Origin of the sequence: Paraburkholderia sp. GV068 (assembly GCF_003058125.1) — a bacterium.
Lineage (GTDB): Bacteria > Pseudomonadota > Gammaproteobacteria > Burkholderiales > Burkholderiaceae > Paraburkholderia > Paraburkholderia graminis.
The window spans coordinates 18,934-43,509 of the sequence record NZ_QBUB01000004.1 but is presented as its reverse complement, the minus strand read 5'-3'; the positions used below and the strand labels follow the sequence as shown (position 1 = coordinate 43,509).

The following is a 24,576-nucleotide window of genomic DNA, read 5'->3' as shown; positions in this document are numbered from 1 at the left end:
GCCGGGTGTACGCGGCAGTGTGACCGAGTGCGTGCCGTTGCGCTTACACAATCCTGCAAAATTATTGAACAATGCTGCAAATGGAGCAGCACGACCGTCGTTGCGCGGCAGCGCCTGGTTATGCTCGGTTCCGTCAACGGAGCTCAACGCGCATGAAACAGAATTCTTCCTGGCTGGATGCTTCGGCGTCGCGCGAAACGGCACGCCGCGAACTGGCCGCGCTCGTCAGCCGCTTCGCGCCCGTGGACGGCGCGCATCAGACGGCGATTCCCTCGCTGGCGTTCTACCGGTACTCCACGCCCGTCGATCTCGGCTGCGGCGTGGCGAGCCCCGCGTTGGTATTCGCGGCGCAGGGCGCCAAGCGGGTTGTGGTCGGGGGGCAGGCTTACGACTACGATCATCTGCATTGCCTCGTGACGTCCGTCGATCTGCCGATGACGTCGCGGGTCACGCGAGCGTCGTCCGACGCGCCGTACCTGTGCGTGAAGCTCGCCCTCGATCCGCAGTGCATCGCCGAGCTGGCGACGCAAGTGCGTCTGCCGGAACCGGGCGCCGCGTCGGCGGGCGAAGGCATCGCCGTCGGCTCGCTGTCGGCGCCGGTTTTCGATGCGGCGCTGCGGCTCGCGCGATTGCTCGATACTCCGAATGACATCCCGGTTCTCGCGCCGCTTATCGTGAAGGAGCTGCTCTATCGGCTGATGACAAGCGAGCAGGGCAAGCGGCTGCGGCATATCGCCGTCAACGGGAGTCCGACGAACCGGATCGCGCGGGCGATTGAGTGGATCCAGAATCACTACACCGAGGTTTTGCGGATGGAGATGCTCGCGCAGCACGTGAACATGAGCGTGTCGTCGCTCCATCACCACTTCAAGAACGTCACGACGCTGAGCCCGCTGCAATATCAGAAACAGTTGCGACTGCAAGAGGCCCGGAGAATGTTACTTGGGCAGAACGGCGATGTTGGGTCGGTGGCGATCAGGGTCGGGTATGACAGCCCTTCCCAATTCAGCCGCGAATATAGCCGGTTGTTTGGGGCGCCTCCACTTCGCGATGTGGCGCAGCTAAGGCGCCGGAACATGGTGGGGTTCGGAGAGTAGGCTGGCGACGGCTAAGTCCGTCCATATTGGAAAAGCAGGCCGATCCAGACCGTCCCGCATTCCCTTAAGCCCGCCATCCTGATGCACGCGGGACCCATATTTACGTGCCGTGTTCTGATTTGGGTCATCGCGTTTTTTTGCAATCGAGGTCAACGGTTATCTGATTCCGTCACGAGCCAAGCACTTCGATGCCTTCCAGGACTCCTGCACCGACACAGATATGCTTGATCTCCGTGAAGTCCGCTAGCGCGTCGTAGCCGTGCAACCGGCCCAGTCCGCTCTGCCGATAGCCGCCAGTTTCGGCCTCTGCGAACAACTTATTGTGGTCGTTGATCCAGACGGTCCCGTCTCGCAGCGCACGCGCAATCCGGAAAGCCCGAGCGGAGTCGTGGGTCCACACGCTCGCGGACAGGCCAAAAACGGTGTTGTTTGCCTTTTCAACGGCTTCCTTTTCGGTCTCAAAAGTCTCTAACGTGACGAACGGGCCAAAGATCTCGTCCTGGCAAAAGAAGGCGTGAGGATCTTCGTGCTCGACCAGTGTCGGTGACAGAAAGGCGCCCGGTCCGCTCGAAGTCCCGCGCAAGAGCACGCGATCTGCAAGGTCACACGCTCGTTCAACCGTGGTCTGGACAGCGTCGCGGGACGCAACATCGATCAGCGCGCCAATGTCGGAAGCTGGATCGATCCCTGGGCCAACCTTGAGGCTTGCGAGTGCTTTGACAAGTTCGTCTCGCATTTGGTCCGCCTTTGACACATGCACGAGTATTCGCCGTGCAGCGGTGCATTGTTGTCCGGAGATGATGGTCGCGGCCCGGGCAAGACGAGGTGCAATGGCCTTAACGTCGCTGTCCTCGAAGACGACACAGCACGATTTGCCGCCCAGCTCAAGCGACAATCGCTTCATGCTGTCTGCAGCGGCGCGCATGATTCGCTTGCCGACTTCCGTCGAACCCGTAAAGCTGATCACATCGACATCGGCGGACTCGACCAGTCGCGCAGCGGCTTCTGCGCCGTTTTCGAGAAGCAGATTGACAGCACCGGCGGGAAGCGCCGGGTGGTCGAGGCAACGGATCATTGCCGCGGTGATCAATGACGTCTGGGCAGCCGGCTTGACGATGGCCGTGCATCCGGCAGCGAGGGCGGGCGCAAGGGACCGCACGAGCAGCACAGCGGGAGCGTTCCACGGCACGATGATCGCCGCAACGCCGGCGGCCTCGCGCAACATCGTGGAGATGGTGCCTGGCTCGGGCTCGATGACGTGACCGGCAATGTGGCGCGCGAGTCCCGCGTAGTAGCGCACTTCCGAAATCGCGGCGCGCATTTCTCCTCGCGCCTGCCCAATAGTCTTGCCGTTTTCACGTGTCAGCAATTCCGCTAGCGGTTCCACCGACAACTCGAGAGCTTGCGCCCAGCGAAGCAAAACATCCTGCCGTCGACGGGCATCCTGTGCCCACGTTGTGTGATCGAACGTATGGCGGGCAGCCGCGACGGCGGCGTCCGCCTCTTGCGTGTTCGAGCTGACGAACCGGCCGAGCGTCTCTCCGTTCGAAGGATCGGAGCTTGCGAGCACGGGCTTGCCGGCCCATTCGCCGGCGATCCAATTCATAGCGTCTCTTTCCATTTAACTATCCAGTGGGCGTGGTTGTTAAGAATCGACAGGGTCGGATGCGCCGGCCGATACCTTCCGTAGTTCGTCGGCAATGATCGCTGTTAGCGCTTCCGTAGCAGCACTTATCGGACGGCGAGGGTGACTGATTCGCACGATGTGCCGCACGATTCGCGGCGCAAGGATCGGATGCGCGCGCATGGTGCCGCGCTGCACCGAACGTTCGACCACGATGCGAGGAAGGATCGTGGCGAACCCCGTGTTTTCGACGAGCTTGACGATGGCGCTCAGAACATCGATCTCGAAACGGGGCGCCAGAAGCACGTCTGCGGATTGCGCGGCCGCGTCGAGCACGCCGCGCAAGCCGTGACGTTTTGTCGGCAACACAAGATCCAGTTCCTGCACTTGTGCGAGCTCAATGACGGGCGGCAATGTGGGTCCGCCATTCACGCCGGTTGCCAACACCATTTCTTCGTCCAGCAATGGCTCCGAGTCGAGAGATAAGCGGGCGCGTGGCCGGTTGATCAACGCGGCTTCAAGCTGTCCGCCTGTCACGAGATCGATAAAAGTCGCACTGTAGCCGTCGGCTACCGTTACTTCGACGTGCGGGTACTGCTCGTGAAAGCGCGAAAGCGCATCCGCAAGCACGCTCTCGCTGACAGACGCAATCAGTCCCAGGGAAACGTGTCCAGACACGACCTCATCGCGCTGCATCAGTTGTGTCTGCGCTTGCTTGAGATCGCGCATGATCGGCAAATAAAGGCGATACATCAAACGGCCGGCAGCAGTTGGAGTCATTCCATGTGCGCCGCGCTCGAACAAGGTCTGCTTCAACTCGTCTTCGAGCTTGGCGATCTGCATGCTCAAAGCCGGTTGAACTATGTTTAGCCGTTTGGCCGCACGAGTTACCGATCCGTCTTCGAAGAGAGCGATGAAGTACTGAATTTGTTTGAGATCCATTGGGCAGCGCTCGTCGTGATACCTGTTTCGCCAATCATATGCGCTGATACGCGATGAGTCGAGGTATCAACATGTTTGCCGGCGTGCTGCGATTCGTACCGTTGGCGCGTATCAAAAGCCCGGTCCGTCTTCCCTTTTTTACTTGGTATCAAAACGGGGACTGTCTTGCATCAGTATCCGTACGGACATCAGTATTTCTGATGCCTAGGTTCAAAAATTAATATTATCGCTTATACCGTGGCGTCGATATTCTGCTCTTCAATCTGCCGGTGTTAGCACCTCCGAGGCCGGCAGCAATGGAGAGAGACTCAAAATGAATTCACGCGAAAGCTCGCCGATGACGTCCCTGGGCGCCCCGGCGAACGACGTCGGGCCTGCGCGCACCTTGCGTCACTGGCTTGCACATCTGAGTCGGAGCGGCCGCGTCGCGGCGATCGACAAGCCCGTTGCGCTCGAGCACGAACTCGCCGCGATCGCCAAGTGCCTGGACGGCACGCAGGCGGCCTTCTTCACGCAGCCGGGCGGCCATGCGGTGCCCGTCGTCAGCGGTTTCATGTCGAAGCGTGCGTGGATTGCGGAAGCGATGGGCGTCGACGAATCCGCGTTGCTCGCGCGTTTCTCCGCTGCGGCCGCCGCGCCGCTCGAATCGAAAGTCGTCGGACGTGAAGAGGCGCCGTGTCAGCAAGTGGTGCATACGAGCGGCATCGATCTTCACGCGCTGCTGCCGATTCCCACGCACAGCGAGTACGACAACGGCCCCTACCTTACGGCGGGCCTCGTGATCGCGCGCAATCCGCGCACCGGCGTGCAGAACGTTTCGATCAACCGCATTCAGGTGCATGGCCAGAATCGCATGGCGATCCTGCTGCTGCCGCGGCATCTCTACGCATTTCATCGCGAGGCAGAAGCTGCAGGCGACGCGCTCGACGTAGCAATCGCGATCGGTGTCGATCCGCTCACGATGCTTGCGTCGCAAGCGATCACACCCATCGATCATGACGAGCTGGAAATTGCGGGCGCGCTGCATGGTGCGCCGCTGCCGGTCGCGCAATGTGTGACGAATGGTGTGCACGTGCCGGCGTTTGCGGAGATCGTCATCGAAGGGCGGATTCTGCCGAACGTCCGCGAGCCCGAGGGCCCGTTCGGCGAGTTTCCGAAGTACTACAGCGCGAGGGAAGCGCGCGAAGTCATCGAGGTGACCGCGGTGACGCATCGGCGCGATCCGATCTTTCATACGATCGTGCCCGCCGAAATGGAGCATCTGCTGCTGGGCGCAATTCCGCGCGAAGCAACGCTGCTCGCGCATCTGCAGCGCAGCCATCCGGCGGTGAAGGACGTTCATCTGTCTGTCGGCGGCGTGTGCCGCTATCACCTGTGGGTGCAGTTCGACAAGAAGCGCGAAGGCGAAGCGAAGAACGTCATTCTGTGCGCGTTCGGCGCGCATTACGACATCAAGCAGGTCGTCGTTGTCGATACCGATGTGAACGTGCACGATCCCGCCGAAATCGAATGGGCCATCGCGACGCGCTTCCAGGCCGACCGCGATCTCGTTGTGATCGAAGGCGCGCAGGGTTCGCCGCTCGATCCGTCGACGACCGTCGGCCAACCCGACGACGCGCCGTCGCATCTGCAAGGCGTGAGCGCAAAGATGGGCCTCGATGCGACGCGCCCCGTCGTGTATCCCGCGCATGTGTTCACACGCGTGCGCATTCCGGGGCAAGACTCGGTGGATCTGCACACACTCGTCGCCGCTGACAACAGCGCGTTCGACGCCTACTTGTCGCGCGATCATGACTGAACGCAAGAAGCGCATCGTCGTCGGTATTTCGGGTGCGAGCGGCGCTGTGATCGGCGTGCGCCTGCTCGCCGCGTTGCGCCGCCTCGGCACGCACGAAACGCATCTGGTCGTGTCCGCATCCGGCGCGGTGACGGCGGCGCAGGAACTCGGCCTTGCGCGCGGCGACATCGACGCGCTCGCCGACGTCGTGCACAACGTACGCGACATTGGCGCCGCGGTCGCGAGCGGATCGTTTCTGACCGAAGGCATGGTGATCGCCCCGTGTTCGATGAAAACGCTTGCGAGTGTCGCGAACGGTTTCGCGGACAACCTGCTCACTCGCGCGGCCGATGTGATGCTCAAGGAGCGCCGCCGCCTCGTGCTGGTCGCGCGCGAAACGCCGCTCAATCTCGCGCATCTGCGCAACATGACGCTCGCCACGGAAATGGGCGCGATCGTGATGCCGCCGGTGCCCGCGTTCTACGCGCATCCGCAGACCATCGAGGACGTGGTCGATCACACGGTCGGGCGGATTCTCGATCTGTTCGGTATCGACCATGAGGAAATTGCGCGCCGCTGGAACGGTCTTGCCGACGAATTCGGCGGCCGCGCCGCGCGTGAGGAGTAACGTCATGAATCAGCGCGAAACCGCATTTGCCGACATAAACGCGCGTGTCGCCGACAACGGGACGCGCGACGCGAGCACACCGCGGCGTCACATCGGGCGCTCGATGCAGCGCCTCGAAGACCCTGCGATCCTGACAGGCCGCGGTCGCTATGGCGACGACATCGCTGTGAAGCCGGGCACGCTGCACGCCGCGATTCTGCGTTCGCCGCACGCGCACGCGGAGATCCTGTCGATCGATACGCAAGCCGCAGCCAAACTCGCCGGCGTGCGCGCCGTGCTAACGCGCGACGATCTGCGTGCGTGGTCGCGTCCCTTCGTCGTCGGCGTGAAGTCGCCAATGGAGCAGTGGGCGCTCGCGATGGACCGCGTGCGCTACGTCGGCGAGCCGGTCGCGGTCGTGATGGCGGAATCGCGTGCGCTCGCCGAAGACGCGCTCGATCTCATCAAGGTCGACTATGCGATGCTCGATCCCGTGACGTCGATCGAACAGGCCGCGAGCAACGAAGGCCCCGCGCTGCACGAGCGCGTAGGCAGCAACGTCATCAGCGACCGGCACTTCCGCTACGGCGAGCCCGAAGCGGCCTTCGAACGCGCGCCGCATCGCGTGAAGCTGGTCGCGCATTATCCGCGCAATACCTGTGCGCCGATCGAGTGCGGCGCAGTCATCGCCGAGTACCTTTCCGGCGATGAAGGCTACGACGTCACGTCGAATTTCATGGGACCGTTCTCGCTGCACGCCGTCATGGCGATGGCGTTGAACGTGCCCGCCAATCGTCTGCGTCATAAGGCACCGCGCGATTCCGGCGGCAGTTTCGGCGTGAAGCAGGCCGTGTTTCCGTACGTGGTGCTGATGTGCCTCGCGTCGCGCAAGGCGGGCGCGCCGGTGAAATGGGTCGAGGACCGGCTCGAGCATTTGAGCGCGGCCACATCGGCGACCGCGCGCCTCTCGACAATTGAAGCGGCGGTCGAAGCGGATGGCCGCATCGTCGCGCTGTCCTACGATCAACTGGAAGACGTCGGCGGCTACGTGCGCGCGCCCGAGCCCGCGACGTTTTACCGGATGCACGGCTGTCTGACGGGCGCGTACGCCATCCCGAATCTGCTCGTGCGCAACCGCGTCGTGTTGACCAACAAGACGCCGACCGGACTCGTGCGCGGCTTCGGCGGACCGCAGGTGTACTTCGCACTGGAGCGGCTGATCCAGCGCATCGCCATCGAGTTGAAGCTCGATGTGCTCGACGTCTATCGCCGCAACTTCGTTCCCGCCGATGCCTTCCCGTATCGCGCGGCAGCGGGCGCGCTGCTCGATTCGGGCAACTATCAGGAAGCGCTGCGCCGTTCGATCGACGATGGCGGATACCACGAACTCGTCGCGCGCCGCAACGCCGCGCGACGCGCAGGGCGGTTCTATGGCATAGGCTTCGCGGCGATCGTGGAGCCGTCGGTCTCCAACATGGGCTACATCACGACTGTGATGCCCGCCGACGCGCGCAAAAAAGCCGGACCGAAGAACGGCGCGATCGCGAGCGCGACGGTCAGCGTCGATCTGCTCGGCGGCGTGGTGGTGACCATCGCGTCGACGCCCGCAGGCCAGGGCCACATGACGGTGTGCGCGCAAGTCGTCGCCGACGTGCTCGGGCTCGATCCGAAGGACATCGTCGTCAATGTCGAGTTCGATACGCACAAGGACGCCTGGTCCGTCGCGGCGGGCAATTATTCGAGCCGCTTCGCGGGCGCGGTGGCAGGCACCGTGCATCTCGCCGCGACGCGCGTGCGCGACAAACTCGCGCGCGTGCTCGCCAGGCAGTTCGACTGCGCGGCGAACGACGTGCGCTTCGAAGGCGGGCGCGTCTATCCGCGCGACGCCGCCGACCGCGCGTTGCCGTTCGCGCGCGCAGCGAGCAATGCGCCGCACTGGGCGCCCGCGCTCCTGCCCGAAGGCGAAGAGCCGGGCCTGCGCGAAACCGTGTTCTGGTCGCCGCCGCACATGGATGCGCCCGACGAACACGACCGCATCAATACATCGGCCGCGTATGGCTTCGCATTCGACATGTGCGGTGTCGAAGTGGATCGCACGACCGGACGCGTGCGCATCGACCGCTATGTGACCGTGCACGACGCCGGCACCATCCTGAACCCCGCACTCGCCGATGGCCAGATTCGCGGTGCGTTCGCGCAAGGCGTCGGCGCGGCGCTGATGGAAGAGTTCCGCTACGGCGCGGACGGCAGCTTCCAGTCGGGCACGCTCGCCGACTATCTGATGCCGACGACATGCGAAGTGCCCGATCCGCTCATCGTGCATCTGGAAACGCCTTCGCCTTTCACGCCGCTCGGCGCGAAGGGCCTCGGCGAAGGCAACAACATGAGCACGCCGCCGTGCATCGCGAATGCGGTGGCGGATGCGCTCGGTGTCGAAGACATTCGCTTGCCGCTCACGCCGCCCAAAGTGATGGCGATGATCGGCATCGACGATCCCGAACCGTCGCGGCCGGAATATCGCGAAGCGCCTGCCACGAAGCCCGCGACGCCGGGCGGCGGACGCGCGCTGACGGCGCAGGGCGCGGTCGATCTGCCCGCGACGCCCGAAGCCGTGTTCGCCGTGCTGCTCGATCCGAAGGCGCTGGCGAACGTCATTCCCGGCTGCCACGCGCTCGAAGAAACGGCACCGAACCAGTATCGCGCGGACGTGACCGTCGGCGTCGGCATGATCAAGGCCCGTTTCGAAGCGCGTATCGGCTTGTCGGAGATCGAGGCGCCGCGTCGCCTGCGTCTCGCGGGTGCGGGCATCTCGCCGCTCGGCAGCGCGCGCGGCAACGGTCTCGTCGAACTGACGCCGCACGGCAGCGGCACGCGGCTCACGTACGACTACGAAGCCCAGGTGTCGGGCAAGGTCGCGGCGGTCGGCGCGCGCATGCTCGAAGGCGCTGCGAAGGTCGTGCTGAAGCAGTTGTTCGAATCGCTCGGACGGCAGGCGGCGGGCAAGCCGGTAGAAGCGCATGGATCGTGGATCGCAAGACTCCTCGCCCGTTTCAGGAGACACGCATGAAGCCCGCACCGTTCGATTACCTGCGCGCGATGACCGCGCAAGACGCGCTCGACGCGCTCGCGCAATACGGCGAAGACGCGCGCGTGCTGGCAGGCGGCCAGTCGCTGATGGCAGTGCTCAATATGCGGCTCGCACAGCCCAAGGTGCTTATCGACATTTCGCGTACTGCGGAGCTCGATGCCGTGCGCGTCGACACGCAAGCGGGGCATCTCGTCGTGAACGCCGCGGCGACGCAAGGCAGCGTCGAATGGCGCAGCACGCTCGCCGACGAAGCGCCGCTGCTCGCGATGGCTTTCCCGCATATCTCGCACTTCCAGATTCGCAATCGCGGGACCGTGTGCGGTTCGATCGCGCATGCGGACCCGAGCGCGGAGTTGCCACTCGTGCTTTCCGCGCTTGGCGGCGACGTGATGCTGCGCTCGCGAAGAAAGCGCCGCACGCTCGCCGCGCAGGACTTCTTTCAGGGAATGCTGATGACCGCGCGCGAGCCGGATGAACTTGTTGAAGCGGTGCGCTTTCCGCTGCGCCGCCCGGGCGAGCGCTACGCGTTCACGGAATTTTCCGCGCGGCACGGCGATTTCGCGATCGTCGCGTGTGCGGCCGTCGTCACCGACGAGTCGATCCGTATCGCAGTCGGCGGCGTCGCGGACCGGCCGGTCACTGAGCAATGGCCTCGTCTGCAAGGCGACGACCTGCGCGGCGCACTGAACGATTTGAGCTGGAAACTGAACGCGCAGGACGACGCGCACATCGGCGCGAAATATCGCCGGAATCTGGTGCGGCAACTCGGATGGCGCGTGATCGAGGAGGCAAAGTGAGCAAGACGGACACCATCATGCGGCACGGCGAAGCGCAGCGGATCGCGCTGACGCTGAACGGCCGCGAACGAAGCGGCCATTGCGAGCCGCGCGAACTGCTGTCGGACTTCATTCGGCACGAACTCGGCGCGACGGGCACGCACGTCGGCTGCGAGCATGGCGTATGCGGCGCATGTACCGTGCAGGTCGATGGCGTCGCGGCGCGCTCGTGTCTGATGCTTGCCGTGCAGGCCAATGGCCGGCGTATCGATACCGTCGAGGGCCTCGCGCCCGATCAGACGCTTGGCGACCTTCAGCAGGCGTTCCAGCGGCATCACGCGCTGCAATGCGGCTTCTGCACGGCGGGAATTTTGATGTCGTGCGCGGATTATCTGCGGCGCGTGCCGAATCCATCCGAAGAGCAGGTGCGGCAGATGCTGTCGGGTCATATCTGCCGCTGTACGGGTTACACACCCATCGTGGCCGCGGTGCTCGACGTTGCGGCGCGCCGCCGGGCCGAGGCAGGCACGACGGAGGTCGAACATGCTTGATCTCGGACGCACGTTCCTGCAGAGCGTCGAGCGTAGCCCGCACGCGCTCGCGCTCGTCGATGGCGATGTGCAACTGACCTACGCGCAGTGGCATCGCATGATCCTGAGTGTCGCCGACGGTCTGCGCGAACTGGGCCTGCAACGCGGCGACCGGCTGCTCGTCGTGCTGCAAAACCGCTGGGAAATGGCGACGCTGCATTGGGCCGGACAGTTTGCAGGCATCGTCATCGTGCCGATCAACTGGCGCGCGAAGCCGGACGAACTGGACTACTGCGTGACCGACTCGGGAGCGAAGGCGATCGTCTACGAACCCGTCAGCGCCGCTGCCGTCGCGCAGAGCGCCGCCGCACAAAAAGTGCCGCGCATCGGACTCGACGATGCTTCGGGTGCCACCGCCACGTTCGATACGCTCATCGTCGAACGAACGCGCAGCGGCGCTGCGAGCGACACGACGCACGCCACCGCCGACGACATCTCGCTGATCCTCTACACATCGGGCACGACGGGCAAAGGGAAGGGCGTGCCGCGCCGGCATCGGCACGAACGCGCGGGCGCGCTCGCGCACGTCGCGCAAAACCTCTACCGGCGCGGCGAACGCACGCTCGGCGTAATGCCGCTCTATCACACGATGGGCGTGCGCTCGCTGCTCGCCATGGCGCTCGTGGATGGCCTTTTCGTTTGCGTGCGGCGCTGGAACGCGAAGCTCGCGCTCGAATGCATCTCGAAGCACGCGCTCACCTGCCTCTATCTGGTCCCGACGCTTTATCACGATCTGCTTGCCGACAGCGCGTTCCCGAACACGGATACCTCGTCGGTCAGAAAGCTCGGCTTCGCCGGCGCACCGATGAACGACGGCCTGCTCAAGCGCCTCTCGGCCGCGTTCGAGCCGGAGCTGTTCGTCAACCACTATGGTTCGTCCGAGGTCTACACGTTCAGCATCGATCAGGATGCAACCAGGAAACCCGGCAGCGCGGGCCGCGCGGGCATCAATACGCGGCTGCGCGTGGTGAAGCTCGATGCTCTTTCGCCCGATGAGCTCGCCGACACCGGCGAAGAAGGGCAGATCATCGTCGACCTGCTCGGCGACGAAGCTTTCGAAGGCTACTGGCATCGTCCGGACGCGGATGCGAAGAGCTTGCGCGACGGCTGGTACTTCACCGGAGACACAGGCTATCTCGACCGCGACGGCGATCTCTATGTGACGGGCCGCGTCGACGACATGATCATCAGCGGCGGAGAAAACATCTCGCCGGTGGATATCGAATCGCTGTTGTCGCTGCATCCCGCCGTCGACGAAGTCGCGGTCGCAGGCGTCAAGGACGAGCGCTGGGGCCAGCGCGTGGTTGCTTTCATCAAGCGCCGCGAGTACGTCGATTCGGAATCGCTCGATGCATGGTGCCGCCAGTCCGATCTCGTCAACTTCAAGCGTCCGCGCGATTACGTTTTCGTCGACGACATTCCGAAGTCGCCGGTCGGCAAGATTCTGCGCCGCAAGCTGCAAGCGGGCGAGTACACGACCGATTCGAATACGCAGGCCGCACGACCTGCAGAAACCACAATCACCAAGGAGTAACCCACAATGAGCGATCTCAACCACCGCGGCCAGACGCTGCTGCAAGATCTCGACGGCTTCTCGGTCGACATCGACGCGCAGCGCGAGCGCGCGGACATCGTGCTGCACCGTCCGCCGTTCAACGTCATTTCGATGCACGCACGCGACCAGTTGCGCGCCGTGTTCGAAGCCCTCGACGAGGACGACCGCGTGCGCGTGATCGTCGTGCGCGCGAAGGGGGAGCACTTCTCGAGCGGCGGCGACATCAAGGGCTTTCTGGAAGCGTCGCCGGAACACGTATCGAAGCTCGCGTGGAATATCGCGGCGCCCGCGCGCTGCTCGAAACCGGTGATCGCGGCGAATCGCGGCTTCTGCTTCGGCGTGGGCTTCGAGTTGTCGCTGGCATGCGATTTCCGCATCGTCACCGATACGACGTTTTATGCGCTGCCGGAGCAGAAGCTCGGCCAGATTCCCGGCTCGGGCGGCTCGGCGCGTTTGCAGTCGATGGTCGGCATCGGCCGCACGAAGGACATCGTGATGCGCTCGCGCCGCATCCCGGGCAAGCAGGCGTACGACTGGGGCATCGCGGTGGACTGCGTAGCCGATGCGGAACTGGAGTCGGCGACCGATGCGCTCGTCGACGAACTGCGCGCGTTCTCGCCGCTCGCGCAACGCACCGCGAAGAAGCTGCTGAACGATACGGAAGACTCGCCGCTCTCGATTGCGATCGAACTCGAAGGGCATTGCTATAGCCGGCTGCGCGCGTCGGACGATTTCCGCGAGGGAGTGGAGGCTTTCCACGGCAAGCGCAAACCGGTGTTTCGCGGCAGCTAGGCCCGAAGCACTCAGCCATCCGCAGCACAACAACAAACAAACATGACGCCGCGGACAACGGCTACCGGCAACACCTTGACGTTTCTGGCGACGTACATTGAAGGAGACAATTGATGGAAACGACATTAGCTGGCGCGCGGAATACGGCGACGCAAAGCAATAGAAGCATTGTTATAGCCGCCGCCGCATCCTGTTTTGGATGGGCGCTCGACCTGTTTGACCTGTTCATTCTGCTGTATGTCGCGCCTGTCGTCGGCAAACTGTTCTTTCCATCGGATCATCCAACGCTGTCTCTCGCAGGCGTGTATGCGTCGTTCGCCGTGACGCTGCTGATGCGGCCCATCGGCTCCGCTCTCTTTGGATCGTACGCGGACCGGAATGGGCGCAAGCGTGCAATGCAGATTGCCGTGTTCGGCGTGGGCATAAGCACGGCCGTGTTTGGGACGCTGCCGACGATTGCACAGGCTGGTGTCATAGCGCCCATCCTGTTTGTGCTTCTTCGCCTGGTGCAGGGCGTGTTTGTGGGCGGTGTCGTTGCTTCCTCGCACACGTTGGGGACGGAATCCGTGCCGCCTCACTGGCGAGGCGCGGTTTCGGGCCTGATCGGCGGGGGTGGGGCCGGCATCGGCGGACTGCTTGCCTCTATTGTCTTTTTCATCGCGTCGGCGCTGTTTCCGGGTCCGCAATTCGAAGTGTGGGGATGGCGCGTCATGTTCTTTGCCGGATTGATAACCTCGCTCCTCGGCGCGCTGTTGTTCCTGAGACTCGAGGAGTCTCCGTTCTGGAAAGAGCAGCATGCGCGAAAGGCTGCACGCAAGGCCGCCGTGTCGAAGCAATCTTCGCCGCTGCGAACACTCTTTTCCTCCGAATATCGCCGGGTCATGATCGTCAACGTCATCATGACAACGTCTAGCGGTGCGGGTTATTACCTCTGCTCTGGCTATTTGCCGACCTTCCTGAAGGTCGTCAAGCACCTGCCGAACGGTACGACTTCAACCATTCTCATGGCGACTGGTTTGCTTTCAATAGCAGCAGCGATAGCAATCGGTGCGGCGAGTGACTTTTTCGGCCGAAAGAAAGTATTCATCGGAGCGGGCGTTCTGCGCCTTGCACTGCTTCCCATCCTGTACATATTGATGACGAAGACAGACAGCGTGCCTCTATTGGCGGGCTACACGCTGCTCCTCGCAGTTCTCGGCGGGGCAAGTTACGCGCCGCTGCTGATCTTTCTGAATGAGCGCTTCCCCACAGCGATTCGGGCGAGCGGCACCGGGCTTTCGTGGAATATCGGATTTGCGCTTGGCGGCATGATGCCGACGTTCGTCTCGCTTCTCTCAGCAAGTGAGCAGCAGTTGCCCGCGACGCTGTCGTGGTTTCTTCTCGGTGTTTCGGCGCTCTTCCTCGTCGGGGCATTCATCGTTCCGGAAACACGAGGCAACCTGGAGGCGAGCCGAAGAAGCGAAGCCGGCATGCCTGGAGCATGACGATTAGCGATGCGAAGCTTTGGTGCTGGACGGGCGACTGACGAAACTCTGACTGTTTTTCAAAAGACACGTATGGCAAACGAAAACCGGGACATTACCGGCGCACGCATCCTGGTCGATGCATTGCGTGCGCAGTCGGTCAACACGATCTTCACCGTTCCAGGCGAGAGCTTTTTGGCGGTGCTGGACGCTCTGTACGATGTCGCAGATGACATCAAGCTCGTGGTTTGCAGGCACGAGAGTGGAGCCGCGAACATGGCGGAGGCGCATGGCAAGCTGACCAATCGACCTGGCGTCTGTTTCGTGACGCGAGGGCCAGGGGCGACAAACGCATCAATCGGAATACACACCGCGCGGCAAGATTCCACGCCCATGATCGTTTTTGTTGGGCAAGTCGCACGCGATACGCTCGAGAGGGAAGCGTGGCAGGAAATCGACTACCGGCAGATGTTTGGCCAGGTGGCCAAGTGGGTCACTCAAATCGATTCGGCAGCCCGGATCCCCGAGTTGATCAGCCGCGCCTTCCACGTCGCAACGTCGGGCCGTCCAGGGCCTGTGGTGATCGCCTTGCCCGAAGACATGCTCGTTGAGACGGCACCAGTAGAAAAGGTCGTGCCCCCACTCCCTTATCAGACGATCACGATGCAACCGGCGAGCGAACAGTTGGCCCGCGTTGAGAAGCTGCTGTCCGAGGCATGCAAGCCGATCGTTCTTCTCGGCGGCGGGGCCTGGAGCCGCGAGGCCTGCGACGATCTGCGCCAGTTCGTGACCAGGTTCGATTTGCCGGTTGTCTGCACATTCCGGCGACAAGACCTGTATGACAACCGCGATCGACATTACGCCGGCGAAGCGGGTCTGGGAATGGACCCGGCGCTTGCCGCGCGCTTACGGGAAGCGGATTTGCTGCTTGCGATTGGACCTCGCCTCGGCGAGACGAGCACACTCGGCTACGAGCTTTTTTCTATCCCAACGCCCGCAGTGAAGCTCGTGCATGTGCATCGCGACGCGAACGAGCTGGGACGTGTGTACCGGGCGGATCTTCCCGTCAATTCGGGCATGGCGGAATTTGCGCGGGCCGTCGCCAGGCTTGAATCGCCGACAAAGCCCGTGTGGGCCGAATGGACGCAGGCCGCGCACGCCGACTATGAGGCTCGACGTGCGCCTCCCCCTAATAGCGGTTCAATCGATCTGGGCGCTGTCATGGCTCACATCGACGAAGCGTTGCCCGAGGATGCGATCGTAAGCAACGGCGCGGGCAACTATACACTCTGGGTTCAACGATTCTTCCGTTATCGCGGTTGGCGCACTCAGCTTGCTCCAACGAGTGGCGCGATGGGATATGGATTGCCCGCCGCCATCGCCGCGGCGCTTCAGAAACCTGATCGGCCTGCGGTCTGTTTCGCCGGAGATGGATGCTTCCTCATGACCGGTCAGGAACTGGCAACTGCCGTGCAGTACGATGCGCGAGTCATTGTGATCGTTGTCGATAACGGCATGTACGGCAGCATTCGAATGCATCAACATCGTCACTATCCTGGGCGGGTCATTGGCACGACATTGCAGAGTCCCGATTTTTTCGGACTTGCACGCGCTTATGGTGCTTACGCGGAAAGCGTTGAGCGCACGGTGGACTTTCCAGACGCATTCCAACGCGCACGCGAGGCAGGCCGCCCGGCAGTTCTCGTCCTGCGCACCGATCCCAACCTGCTCACGCCAAATATGATTATCGGTCCGGGGGTCTGATGCGTCTCAGCAATCACCTGTCGATCGCGGACCTGGAGCGAAGCGCGTCCCGGCGGCTGCCGGCCAGCATCTTCGGCTATGTAAGCGGTGGCGCGGAAGACCACCGCGCCGTAGTGGGAAACCGCACGGCTTTCAATCGTTGGGTACTCGTACCGAGAATGCTCACTGGCGTCGCCGAGCGCTCGCAAGAAGTGGAGATTTTTGGGCAACGTTACACGTCTCCGGTGGGAATAGCGCCGATGGGGCTCGCCGGGCTCTGTGCCTATGAGGGTGACCTGCAACTCGCGGCGGCCGCTCGCGACGCGAAAGTGCCCTTCGTTCTGAGCGCAGCGTCGACCGTTCCCCTCGAAAAGGTGGCAATGGCAGCACCCGGCAGTTGGTATCAGGGGTATTTGAGTGCCGACCGATCGACGATCACGCCATTGCTCGCGCGTATCGAAAGGGCCGGGTTCGGTGTTCTTGTGATTACTGTTGACGTGCCATTGGCCGCGCAACGGGAAAACGAACTGCGCAACGGTTTCAGCGTACCGCTGCGGCTAAGCCGCCGCCTGGTCTATGGTGGTTTGGCAAGGCCCAGATGGCTTCTGTCGACGTTTGGACGCACGTTGCTTACGCAAGGTGTTCCGCATTTCGAAAACTTCACGGCCAACCGGGGCGGACCGATCATCACCGGCGCGACCGGCGACCACCGCAGTGGCCGTGCAGCGCTCTGCTGGAACGACATCCACTGGATTCGAAGTCAGTGGAAAGGGACTCTGGTGGTGAAGGGAATCCTTCATCCCGACGATGCCCTGCGGGCCAAACAGGCAGGCGCGGACGGCATTATTGTTTCCAATCACGGCGGGCGGCAGCTCGACGGCGCGCTTGCAACGCTCGATGCGCTTCCGGCCATTACTGCCGTTGCCGGCGACATGCCGGTTATCCTCGATAGTGGCGTTCGCCGCGGCACAGACGTTATAAAGGCGCTGTCGCTGGGAGCGCGTATGGTCCTCGTGGGCAGACCAGCGATGTACGGCCTGGCCGTCGGCGGTCATGCGGGCGTTCGGCATGCGTTGCAGTTGCTAAGAAGAGAGATCGACGTAGACCTCGCATTGCTGGGATGTCCGAGGATCGAGAACCTCAATAGGGACTTTGTTGTGGAGGTTTCGCGTGAGTCGTGGCATGCGGCTCATGGATAGTGAATATCTGCCCATGCAATCACGCAATTGAACGAACCACGCCCCCATCGACACGCAATGCTGCACCCGTCGTGGCGGACGCCTGCTCCGAGCATGCATACACAACCATGTTCGCAACTTCGTCCGTAGTGGCGAAACGATTGATCAGCGATGTGGGCCGCGAGTTCTTCAGGAACTGTTGTTCAGCCTGCTCTTGCGTGATCCCTTGCTCTCGCGCGGTCGCCTTCATCCAGTTCGAAAGGATCTCAGAGTTGGTCGGGCCGGGCAGCACGGCATTGACGGTCACGCCTGTACCGGCAACCAGTTCGGCCAGCCCCCTCGACACCGCGAGCATCGCGGTCTTGGTCACGCCGTAGTCGATCATTTCTTTGGGGATATTCAGCCCTGACTCGCTACTGACGAACACGACGCGCCCCCAGCCCCGCTTCGCCATTTTGGGCACGTAATAGCGGGCGGTGCGAACGCCGCTCATCACGTTGAGCTGGAAGAGGTCGAGCCATTCGCTGTCGTCCTGTGCGAAAAAGTCGTTTAGCCGCGCTGTGCCTGCGTTGTTGACAAGAATGTCGGCCTCCGGCGCGTGTGCAAACAGGGCCGCGCAGCCTTCGGGTGTCGCGACGTCGGCGGCAATGCCGGTCAATTCCGCAGTCGGCAGAATGGCGCGCATCTCGCGCAGCGCAGCATCGACCCGCTCCTGGGTTCGGCCATTAAGTACGACCGCAGCGCCCGCGCGCGCGAGCCCTTCGGCAATTGCCCGTCCGATGCCGGCAGTGGAGCCCGTAACGATTGCCTTGCGGCCATTGAGTTCGATCTTCATAGCGCTTATCTCCGTTCTGCTTCTACTTCTAGTTCTGCTTCGGCGGCCCGGGCGAGGCATTCGACCCAATCCTGGTGATAGCGATAGAGCGCGCCAGGATGTCTGCTACCGATCAGTTCCACAAAGAACTGGCCTTGCTGTGTCTCTTCGGTCAGCAGATGACAACCTTCTTTCGTCGGCGTGATCACCCAGCCGTGATAGGCGCTCGAACCCGTTTCATCGCCATCGACCGTTGTGGCCCACGCGAGCCGGCGATTCGGCACGCATTCAGTGACGACCAGTGACATCGGATAGCCGACCGTCACGCGGCTGTAGCGTGTGCCGAGCGCGAGTTCCGACTCGCCGGACAATATCCGGACCTGATCTTCGGCCGGAAAGTATCGCGACCAGCGCTCGGCGTCGACGAGCAGTTTCCAGACCACTTCCGGTGGCGCTTTCACGTCGATGTCGTTGAGCGCGTAAATTGCCGAGGTACGCGGGTCATAGCGTTCCGGCCAGTTGACTTTGTCGATCATGTATCGAATCCCTCTTTTTCGGTTGGGTTAGCCACGGGAATGCTCACGCGCGGTGGCGATCTGGGCGAGGTTCCTGAGCAGCTTCTCGTGGGTGAGCCAGAACGCATCGGGTGCCTGCTTCGCGAGTTCCAGCCAGTGCGGTCCCTGCATCGTCTCTTCGGTCCACAGATGACACCCGCTTGCGGTAGGCGTGATGATCCAGGCGTGGTAGGCCCTGGACGCTGTGGAGACCTTGGGATAGCCGCCCCACGCGATGCGGGTCATCGGCTCGAACTCCTGCACGGATGCGAAGACGTCCTGGCCGGCGAGGTTCGTCTCGAATGTCGTACCAAGGCCAAAGTGATCGCCTCCGTCAAGCGGCTGCACGTGCTGAACACCGGGATAGAAAGCTGGCCAGGAGTTGAAATCGGTGAGCAGGGACCAGATTGTTTCGACCGATGCCGAGACCTCGAGCTCGTTGGTGAAATGGATCGGAGAGCGGCTCGGTTTCATCTCCTCGGGCCACTTGATTGTTTCGTACATGGTGGTTCTCTAACGGGTGAGCGATGGATTTTGATGCTGCCGACGGAGGCCCGGCGCGGGACTCACTCGGGTTTGATGAGATGCTGGAAGATGAGCGGCGCCCAGTTGTGGCCTCTCGCCTGTACGAGCGAGCCGCCTACGCGGAGCGAGCCCAGGTCATCTTTGTTCTCCTGCTTTGAGTCAGCTTGCGGAGAATAGTAATTTGCGCCGAATCGAATGATAATCACGCGAACTATCATAGGATCTATTCCACACTGGAATTAGTTGTCGAATGGACGTAGCCGGAGTCGCGGGATGGATCGGTTTGACGAATTGAACGCATTTTTTGCCGTCGTGGAGGCAAGCGGCTTTTCCGCAGCCGCGCGAAGGATTGGCGAGTCGCAGTCCGCCATCAGTAAGGCCGTGAACGCGCTGGAAAAGCGCCTCGGCGTGGCGCTGCTCCATCGCAGTACGCGCAAGGTGACGCTGACCGATCAGGGGCGGCTGTACTACGACCGCATGCGTCCACTGGTGGACGAGATCCAGGTGGCGGATAGCGAGCTGACCAGCACCACGCTCGAGGTTTCGGGCCTCATCAGGATCGCGGCGCCCTCGACGTTCGGTCTCCTGCACGTGCTTCCACTGATTCCCGGATTGCTGGCGCGACATCCTGGCTTGCGCATCGATATGGTGCTGTCGGACGCCGTGCGGGATATGGTGGAAGACAGGATCGATCTTGCGATTCGCGTGAGTCCCGTTGAAGAGCCCGATTCGGTGGTGCGTCGTGTGGCTGCCACCTCACTCGTGTGCGCCGGATCGCGCCGTTATTTCGAGCAGCACGGTGTACCTCGTACTCCTGCCGATCTCGCGGATCACAACTGTCTGGTCTATGGCGAGATGACGGACTGGCCGTTCGCCGGGCCGCAGGGGCCGTTCAATTTGCCGGTGCGGGGCAATCTGTCGTCCAATAGCGTGGAGACGATTCTTGCGGGCGTGCTGGCCGGCGTCGGCATCGGCATGTTTCACCGCGCTTCGCTGGTCGGCGAGTTCCAGCAATCGGACATCGTCACCGTACTGGATGATTTCGTGCAGCAGCCAAGGGAGGTCAGCTTGATCTGGCCCAAGCGACGGTTTGTGCCGACCCGCGTGCGCAGTGCGACGGATTTTCTGGCCGGTGCGCTCGCGGAGCGGATCTAGCTCCAGGACGGTTTGCCTGCAAGCTGGCCGCATGCCGCCACGCTGTTCCAGGGCTGCGCTTACTCATCCCCACGGATCAGGGTTGGCGTTTGCCGCGGCCACCAGCGAGTTTGCCAGCCGGCTTGGCTGAATTCGCAACTGGTTTGCTGGCGGCTTTGCTGCGCGGCTTTTGCACGCTGAATGGACTACCGCTGGACAACCTTGTGGCTTTATCCGCGGCCACTGCGCGCTGCGCCGCAGGCTTGCGTTTGTTTTCGCCAATTTGCGGGCGCGGCTTTTTGCTGGTCAGTTGGCTGGCGCCCGGCGCAGCCTGTGGCGCTTTGGGCTTCTTGGGCTTTTTGGGTTTCTTGATGGTCTCGCCCATCGCGCTGGTTTGCGGCACGCGGTGTTCGGCTTCAAAACCCGGCTCCTCTTCACGGCGCAGCGTTTGCCGGATCAGCGCTTCAATCGCGGCCAGTTGCGGCGCTTCGTCGGCACACACAAGGGACACCGCTACGCCGCTGGCGCCAGCGCGGCCGGTACGGCCAATGCGGTGCACGTAGTCTTGCGCCGCGATCGGCAGATCAACGTTGATCACCAGCGGCAGGTCGTCGATATCCAGCCCGCGCGCAGCCACATCGGTGGCGACCAGCATATTGACTTCGCCCGTCTTGAAGCGCTCTAGCGCACGCATGCGCGCGGGTTGCGGTTTGTCGCCGTGGATGGTGTCGACCGCATAGCCCGCTTCATCCAGCATGGCCGCCAGGTAATCCACGCCATTGCGGGTCTTGACGAACACCAGCGCGTGCTCCCAGTTGTTCTGAGCCACAAGGTGCATGAAGAGATCAGGCTTGTTCCTTTTATCCACCGGCACCACCCACTGCCTGATTTTGCTGGCCGTGGCATTGGGCGGGCTGACGCTGATGTCGACGGGGCCACGCAGAATGCCCGCCGCCAGGGCGCGGATATCATCCGTAAACGTGGCAGAGAACAGCAACGTCTGGCGCTCTGCGGGCAACGCGGCGAACACAGCGTTGAGCTCGCGCGCAAAGCCCAGATCCAGCATGCGGTCGGCTTCATCCAGTACCAGCGTTTGTACCTGATCGAACTGCACTGCGTTCTGGCGATTGAGATCGAGCAAACGGCCCGGCGTGGCAACGAGCACGTCGACGCCTTTGCGCAACTTCATCATCTGCGGGTTGATACTCACACCGCCGTAGGCGGCCAGAAATCGTAAATCGAGGCCTTTACCGTAATCGATAAAGCTTTGCAGCACTTGTTCAGCCAGTTCACGGGTGGGCACCAGCACCAGAACACGCGCGCGGTTGCTCGACACCGCCGGGCCCTGTTGCACCAGCCGTTGCAACAGCGGCAGCGCAAAACCCGCCGTTTTTCCAGTACCGGTTTGTGCCGCAGCCATGACGTCCTTGCCACTCAGCACAGCAGGAATCGCCTTGGCCTGCACCGGCGTAGGTGTCTGGTAATTGAGGTCCCGCATGTTACGCAGCAAGGGATCGATCAGGCCAAGCGACGCAAAAGACATTGGCGTATTCCTGTCTAAAACCGCAGATTCTAGCGGTTACCGCCTGATTGCGCCGCGCTGGCAAGCTGTACTACGAGACACCGTTGAGCAGTATTGCCGCCAGCGGCAGCGCAAATTGCATCAACAGCAAAGGCGCCACTGGCCGCAACCAGGCACATCCCGCCAGGATGAAGGAAGGGCGGCTCGGTGCGAAAGTGAATAGGTCGGCCAATAGCCCGGTTAATGGCCCGGTTGCCAGCGCAGGACAGGGTGACTCGCGCCGGCCGGCATGACCCACGCGCCGGTCGGTCCGAAGTCCCAGCCGACGAAGCTTGCCGGATCGCTCATCTGCGCGGTGGTGAGGCCGTTGGATGCAGGCAGTTGCGGGCCGGTTCCGGCGCTGACGCTGCGGGTCGTCGTCTGTTTGTCCCAGTAGACGTTGGCGGAGATCCCCGCGTTGGGGTCCGGGTGGTTGTACGCCGCGATGCCGCCGAAGCTGGTGGGCGTATCCGGCGGCGCGCAGCAATAACCTTGCACCAGCCCGGCCGCAAACGACTGCTCGATTGTGCCGGCGTTCTCATAGACGAGGCCGCCGGTGCTCAGACTGCCATACGAGGTGCCCGTTGCATACGATTGTGAGATGGTCCCGCCGTTGAAGCCTGCCAGCGCTCCGGCCACGCCGTGATTGCCCGCACTCGCAACGCCGGTTGCATAGGATTGCAGAATTGTCCCTTCATTGAGGCCGACCAGTCCGCCGAGCAAACCGGCCGATCCGACGAACGCGCTGCTCCACGAGCGCTCGATCAGGCCGTCGTTGCGTCCCACCAGTCCACCGCTCGTCGCACCTTCGAACGATGCGGTGCCGCGCGTCCCACTCGTGTAGGCGTACGTGATCATGCCCTGGTTCAGGCCGGCCAGAATGCCGAACGCGATTCCCGCTGGAAAATAGACATATGTGCTGAGCTTCGCATTCGTCATCCCCACATTGCGCACGACTCCCGTCGGCCCGATCACACCGAACAGTCCCAGCCCCGGCACCGGCGAACCTTGTTCGCGCTGTGAAAACCTGTCTATAACGTGGCCCATGCCGTCGAATTGTCCGGAGAAGGGAGTGGTGGCATTGCCGACCGAAGAGAAAGCGAATGAGGTATCGGTCGCACTGGCGTCGAGATCCTTGCCCAGTGCGTAGTTGCCCGCGAGGTCGAGCGAGATGCCCTGCAGGTCGGTCAACGAATTGACCAGCTTATAGCCGGTCACCTGCGTGACGAGACCGCTATACGGAGCCGCTGTCCATGCGGCGTTTGCGAGGTTTATCCCGGCGGTATAGCTGCCGTTCATGTCGTAGAGCGCGCGGACGATGCCCGTACTCTTCGACCAGTCGATCGTGCCGTTGTTGATGACGCTGCCGCCGTTGTCGATGCCCGATGCGTCGGCGCGCAAGGTCAGATTGCCTGCGCCGTCGTTCGCGAGGGTCGTACTCGTCGCTATGGAGACGTCGTGGTAGGCGGCAAGCGTGAGAGAAGCGGGACCGTGCCAGCGCACGCTCGATGCGACACCCAGGTCGCCCGTCGCGCCGTTGGCACCCGTCGCGGTGATATCGACAGACGTGCCCGAGTTCAGGCTGCGCCGCAACGCATGCGCAGCGGCGCCGTCGATTGTGAAAGCAGGCGTCGAGAGATTCCACTGGCCTGCATGCACCACCGCGTGCCCGCCCAATTCCAGTTGCGCTGCTTGCGTGTCGACCGTTCCGCCGCTGCCGTCGGCGTTGCTTGCGGCGATCTTGCCGAACTGCCCGACACGGCCGCTGTCGGCAACGAGCCACACATGGCCGTCGCGGCTCGCAGTGCCCGTCGCGCGGATACGCGTGCCTCTTCCCGCCAACGCATACACGTTGCCGTCGGCGGCCTGCAGACTGACCTGCGCGGCGGTTATCCGCCCCTTGTTGGAGACCGTGCCCTGACTGCCTGTCTGCACGAACACCTGCTTGCTGCCGGCCGAATCCTGCAGCAGCACCTGCTCGCCCGTGGCCAGCTCCGCCGTGCCGTTGAGCGCTGCGACCGTGCCGGCGTTGACGACGTCGTGTCGCGCAATCAGGAATATGTCGCCGCCGCTCGAACTGATCTTGCCGAGATTGATCACGGATGCGTTCGAGGTGCCCGACAGCGTGAGCGATCCTCTGCCCTGCATGAAGGCGTCGTTGCAGATGTCCAGCGTCGACGCAACGAAACGTCCGCCGGTCGTAATAACGCCCGATGGTCCGACGACGATTCCCTGCGGATTGATCAAATAGACGCTGCCCGTCGCACCGAGCCTGCCGAGGATGGCAGAGGGTGAACCACCCGTCACCCGGTTCAGCGTCGCGCCGGAGCCGTTATCGAACGTGACGCTGTTGGTTTTGCCAATCGAAAAGCTGTTCCAGTCGATCACCCCGCGCGTTGAACCTGGCTGCGTGATCAGGAGGCCGTTGCCCTGGCTTGCGATCGCGCCGGTGCCGGCCACGTATGTGCCGCCTTGTGGAAGGCCGCCCGCCGCGAGCGCCACAGGTGTCAGGGACAGTCCACTCAGCGAAATGCCGATGGCCAGCAGGAAGGCTGCGTTTGAATGTTGACGCCGCAGTGTGCGTCGCGCAGGCCGAGGAAGTTTTGGATGTGACATACACCCCCTTCTCCGCGTACGAGCGGAAGGGCTGCAGATGACCCGCAGAGCCGAGCGCAAATGCGTTGGTCACAGCGTCTGAAGAATAGCTGCTGGCCCTGTGCATGCCTGCCGATATCTCTGCGTTTTGCGCCTTATTT

At 62.7% G+C, this 24,576-nt stretch carries 19 protein-coding genes; 12 read left to right on the top strand and 7 right to left on the bottom strand.

Going from position 1 to position 24,576, the window contains the following annotated elements; genetic code table 11:
• The first annotated feature begins 152 nt into the window (after positions 1–152).
• Positions 153–1,097: an AraC family transcriptional regulator gene (locus tag C8K18_RS10205; RefSeq protein ID WP_006046917.1), complete on the top strand. Its 945-nt coding sequence runs from the start codon at positions 153–155 to the stop codon at positions 1,095–1,097.
• Between the two features lie 169 nt (positions 1,098–1,266).
• Here the strand turns inward: C8K18_RS10205 and C8K18_RS10200 are convergent, their stop codons facing one another.
• A complete protein-coding gene (locus C8K18_RS10200; protein WP_107707393.1) occupies positions 1,267–2,718 on the bottom strand; it encodes an aldehyde dehydrogenase family protein in 1,452 nt (483 codons plus the stop codon).
• 24 nt (positions 2,719–2,742) lie between these two features.
• Positions 2,743–3,663, bottom strand: coding sequence for a LysR family transcriptional regulator (locus tag C8K18_RS10195; RefSeq protein WP_006046919.1), 921 nt, complete (start codon positions 3,661–3,663; stop codon positions 2,743–2,745).
• Positions 3,664–4,000: 337 nt separating this feature from the next.
• On the opposite strand from C8K18_RS10195, the gene C8K18_RS10190 reads away from it, so the two are divergent.
• From C8K18_RS10190 to C8K18_RS10145, 10 genes are all read left to right on the top strand, one after another.
• A complete protein-coding gene (locus tag C8K18_RS10190; RefSeq protein WP_085962904.1) occupies positions 4,001–5,461 on the top strand; it encodes a UbiD family decarboxylase in 1,461 nt (486 codons plus the stop codon).
• Positions 5,454–6,068 (top strand): UbiX family flavin prenyltransferase, encoded by a 615-nt coding sequence (locus C8K18_RS10185; RefSeq protein ID WP_006046921.1) that lies wholly within the window; start codon positions 5,454–5,456, stop codon positions 6,066–6,068. The genes C8K18_RS10190 and C8K18_RS10185 overlap by 8 nt, the downstream gene beginning before the upstream one ends.
• A 4-nt stretch (positions 6,069–6,072) precedes the next feature.
• Positions 6,073–9,114 carry a molybdopterin cofactor-binding domain-containing protein gene (locus C8K18_RS10180; RefSeq protein WP_107707593.1) on the top strand — a complete coding sequence of 1,014 codons (3,042 nt, stop codon included), beginning with the start codon at positions 6,073–6,075 and terminating at the stop codon, positions 9,112–9,114.
• Positions 9,111–9,932, top strand: coding sequence for a xanthine dehydrogenase family protein subunit M (locus C8K18_RS10175; RefSeq protein ID WP_006046923.1), 822 nt, complete (start codon positions 9,111–9,113; stop codon positions 9,930–9,932). Before C8K18_RS10180 ends, C8K18_RS10175 begins: the two co-directional genes overlap by 4 nt.
• Complete coding sequence (locus C8K18_RS10170; RefSeq protein ID WP_006046924.1) at positions 9,929–10,462, top strand: (2Fe-2S)-binding protein; 534 nt, start codon at positions 9,929–9,931, stop codon at positions 10,460–10,462. The genes C8K18_RS10175 and C8K18_RS10170 overlap by 4 nt, the downstream gene beginning before the upstream one ends.
• Positions 10,455–12,035, top strand: a complete 1,581-nt coding sequence (locus C8K18_RS10165) for an AMP-binding protein (RefSeq protein ID WP_006046925.1) — start codon at positions 10,455–10,457, stop codon at positions 12,033–12,035. The genes C8K18_RS10170 and C8K18_RS10165 overlap by 8 nt, the downstream gene beginning before the upstream one ends.
• 6 nt (positions 12,036–12,041) lie before the next feature.
• Positions 12,042–12,848: an enoyl-CoA hydratase/isomerase family protein gene (locus C8K18_RS10160; RefSeq protein WP_006046926.1), complete on the top strand. Its 807-nt coding sequence runs from the start codon at positions 12,042–12,044 to the stop codon at positions 12,846–12,848.
• Positions 12,849–12,961: 113 nt separating this feature from the next.
• Entirely contained in the window at positions 12,962–14,332 is a 1,371-nt protein-coding gene (locus tag C8K18_RS10155) for an MFS transporter (protein WP_006046927.1), read from the top strand.
• Between the two features lie 72 nt (positions 14,333–14,404).
• A complete protein-coding gene (locus C8K18_RS10150; RefSeq protein WP_107707392.1) occupies positions 14,405–16,075 on the top strand; it encodes a thiamine pyrophosphate-binding protein in 1,671 nt (556 codons plus the stop codon).
• Positions 16,075–17,253 (top strand): alpha-hydroxy acid oxidase, encoded by a 1,179-nt coding sequence (locus tag C8K18_RS10145; RefSeq protein ID WP_107707391.1) that lies wholly within the window; start codon positions 16,075–16,077, stop codon positions 17,251–17,253. Before C8K18_RS10150 ends, C8K18_RS10145 begins: the two co-directional genes overlap by 1 nt.
• 19 nt (positions 17,254–17,272) lie before the next feature.
• On the opposite strand, the gene C8K18_RS10140 is transcribed toward C8K18_RS10145, so the two are convergent.
• The 3 genes from C8K18_RS10140 to C8K18_RS10130 are packed head-to-tail and all read right to left on the bottom strand — an operon-like array spanning position 17,273 to position 19,104.
• On the bottom strand, positions 17,273–18,067 hold the full coding sequence (locus C8K18_RS10140) for an SDR family NAD(P)-dependent oxidoreductase (protein WP_107707390.1): 795 nt from the start codon (positions 18,065–18,067) through the stop codon (positions 17,273–17,275).
• A gap of 5 nt (positions 18,068–18,072) precedes the next feature.
• Positions 18,073–18,582, bottom strand: coding sequence for an SRPBCC domain-containing protein (locus C8K18_RS10135; protein WP_029965690.1), 510 nt, complete (start codon positions 18,580–18,582; stop codon positions 18,073–18,075).
• Positions 18,583–18,609: 27 nt separating this feature from the next.
• On the bottom strand, positions 18,610–19,104 hold the full coding sequence (locus tag C8K18_RS10130; protein WP_029965688.1) for an SRPBCC domain-containing protein: 495 nt from the start codon (positions 19,102–19,104) through the stop codon (positions 18,610–18,612).
• Positions 19,105–19,398: 294 nt separating this feature from the next.
• On the opposite strand from C8K18_RS10130, the gene C8K18_RS10125 reads away from it, so the two are divergent.
• A complete protein-coding gene (locus C8K18_RS10125; RefSeq protein ID WP_107707389.1) occupies positions 19,399–20,280 on the top strand; it encodes a LysR family transcriptional regulator in 882 nt (293 codons plus the stop codon).
• Positions 20,281–20,356: 76 nt separating this feature from the next.
• Here C8K18_RS10125 and C8K18_RS10120 read toward each other — a convergent pair whose 3' ends face one another.
• A complete protein-coding gene (locus C8K18_RS10120; protein ID WP_107707388.1) occupies positions 20,357–21,802 on the bottom strand; it encodes a DEAD/DEAH box helicase in 1,446 nt (481 codons plus the stop codon).
• Between the two features lie 219 nt (positions 21,803–22,021).
• On the bottom strand, positions 22,022–24,436 hold the full coding sequence (locus C8K18_RS10115) for a filamentous hemagglutinin N-terminal domain-containing protein (protein WP_107707387.1): 2,415 nt from the start codon (positions 24,434–24,436) through the stop codon (positions 22,022–22,024).
• Between the last annotated feature and the right edge of the window lie 140 nt (positions 24,437–24,576).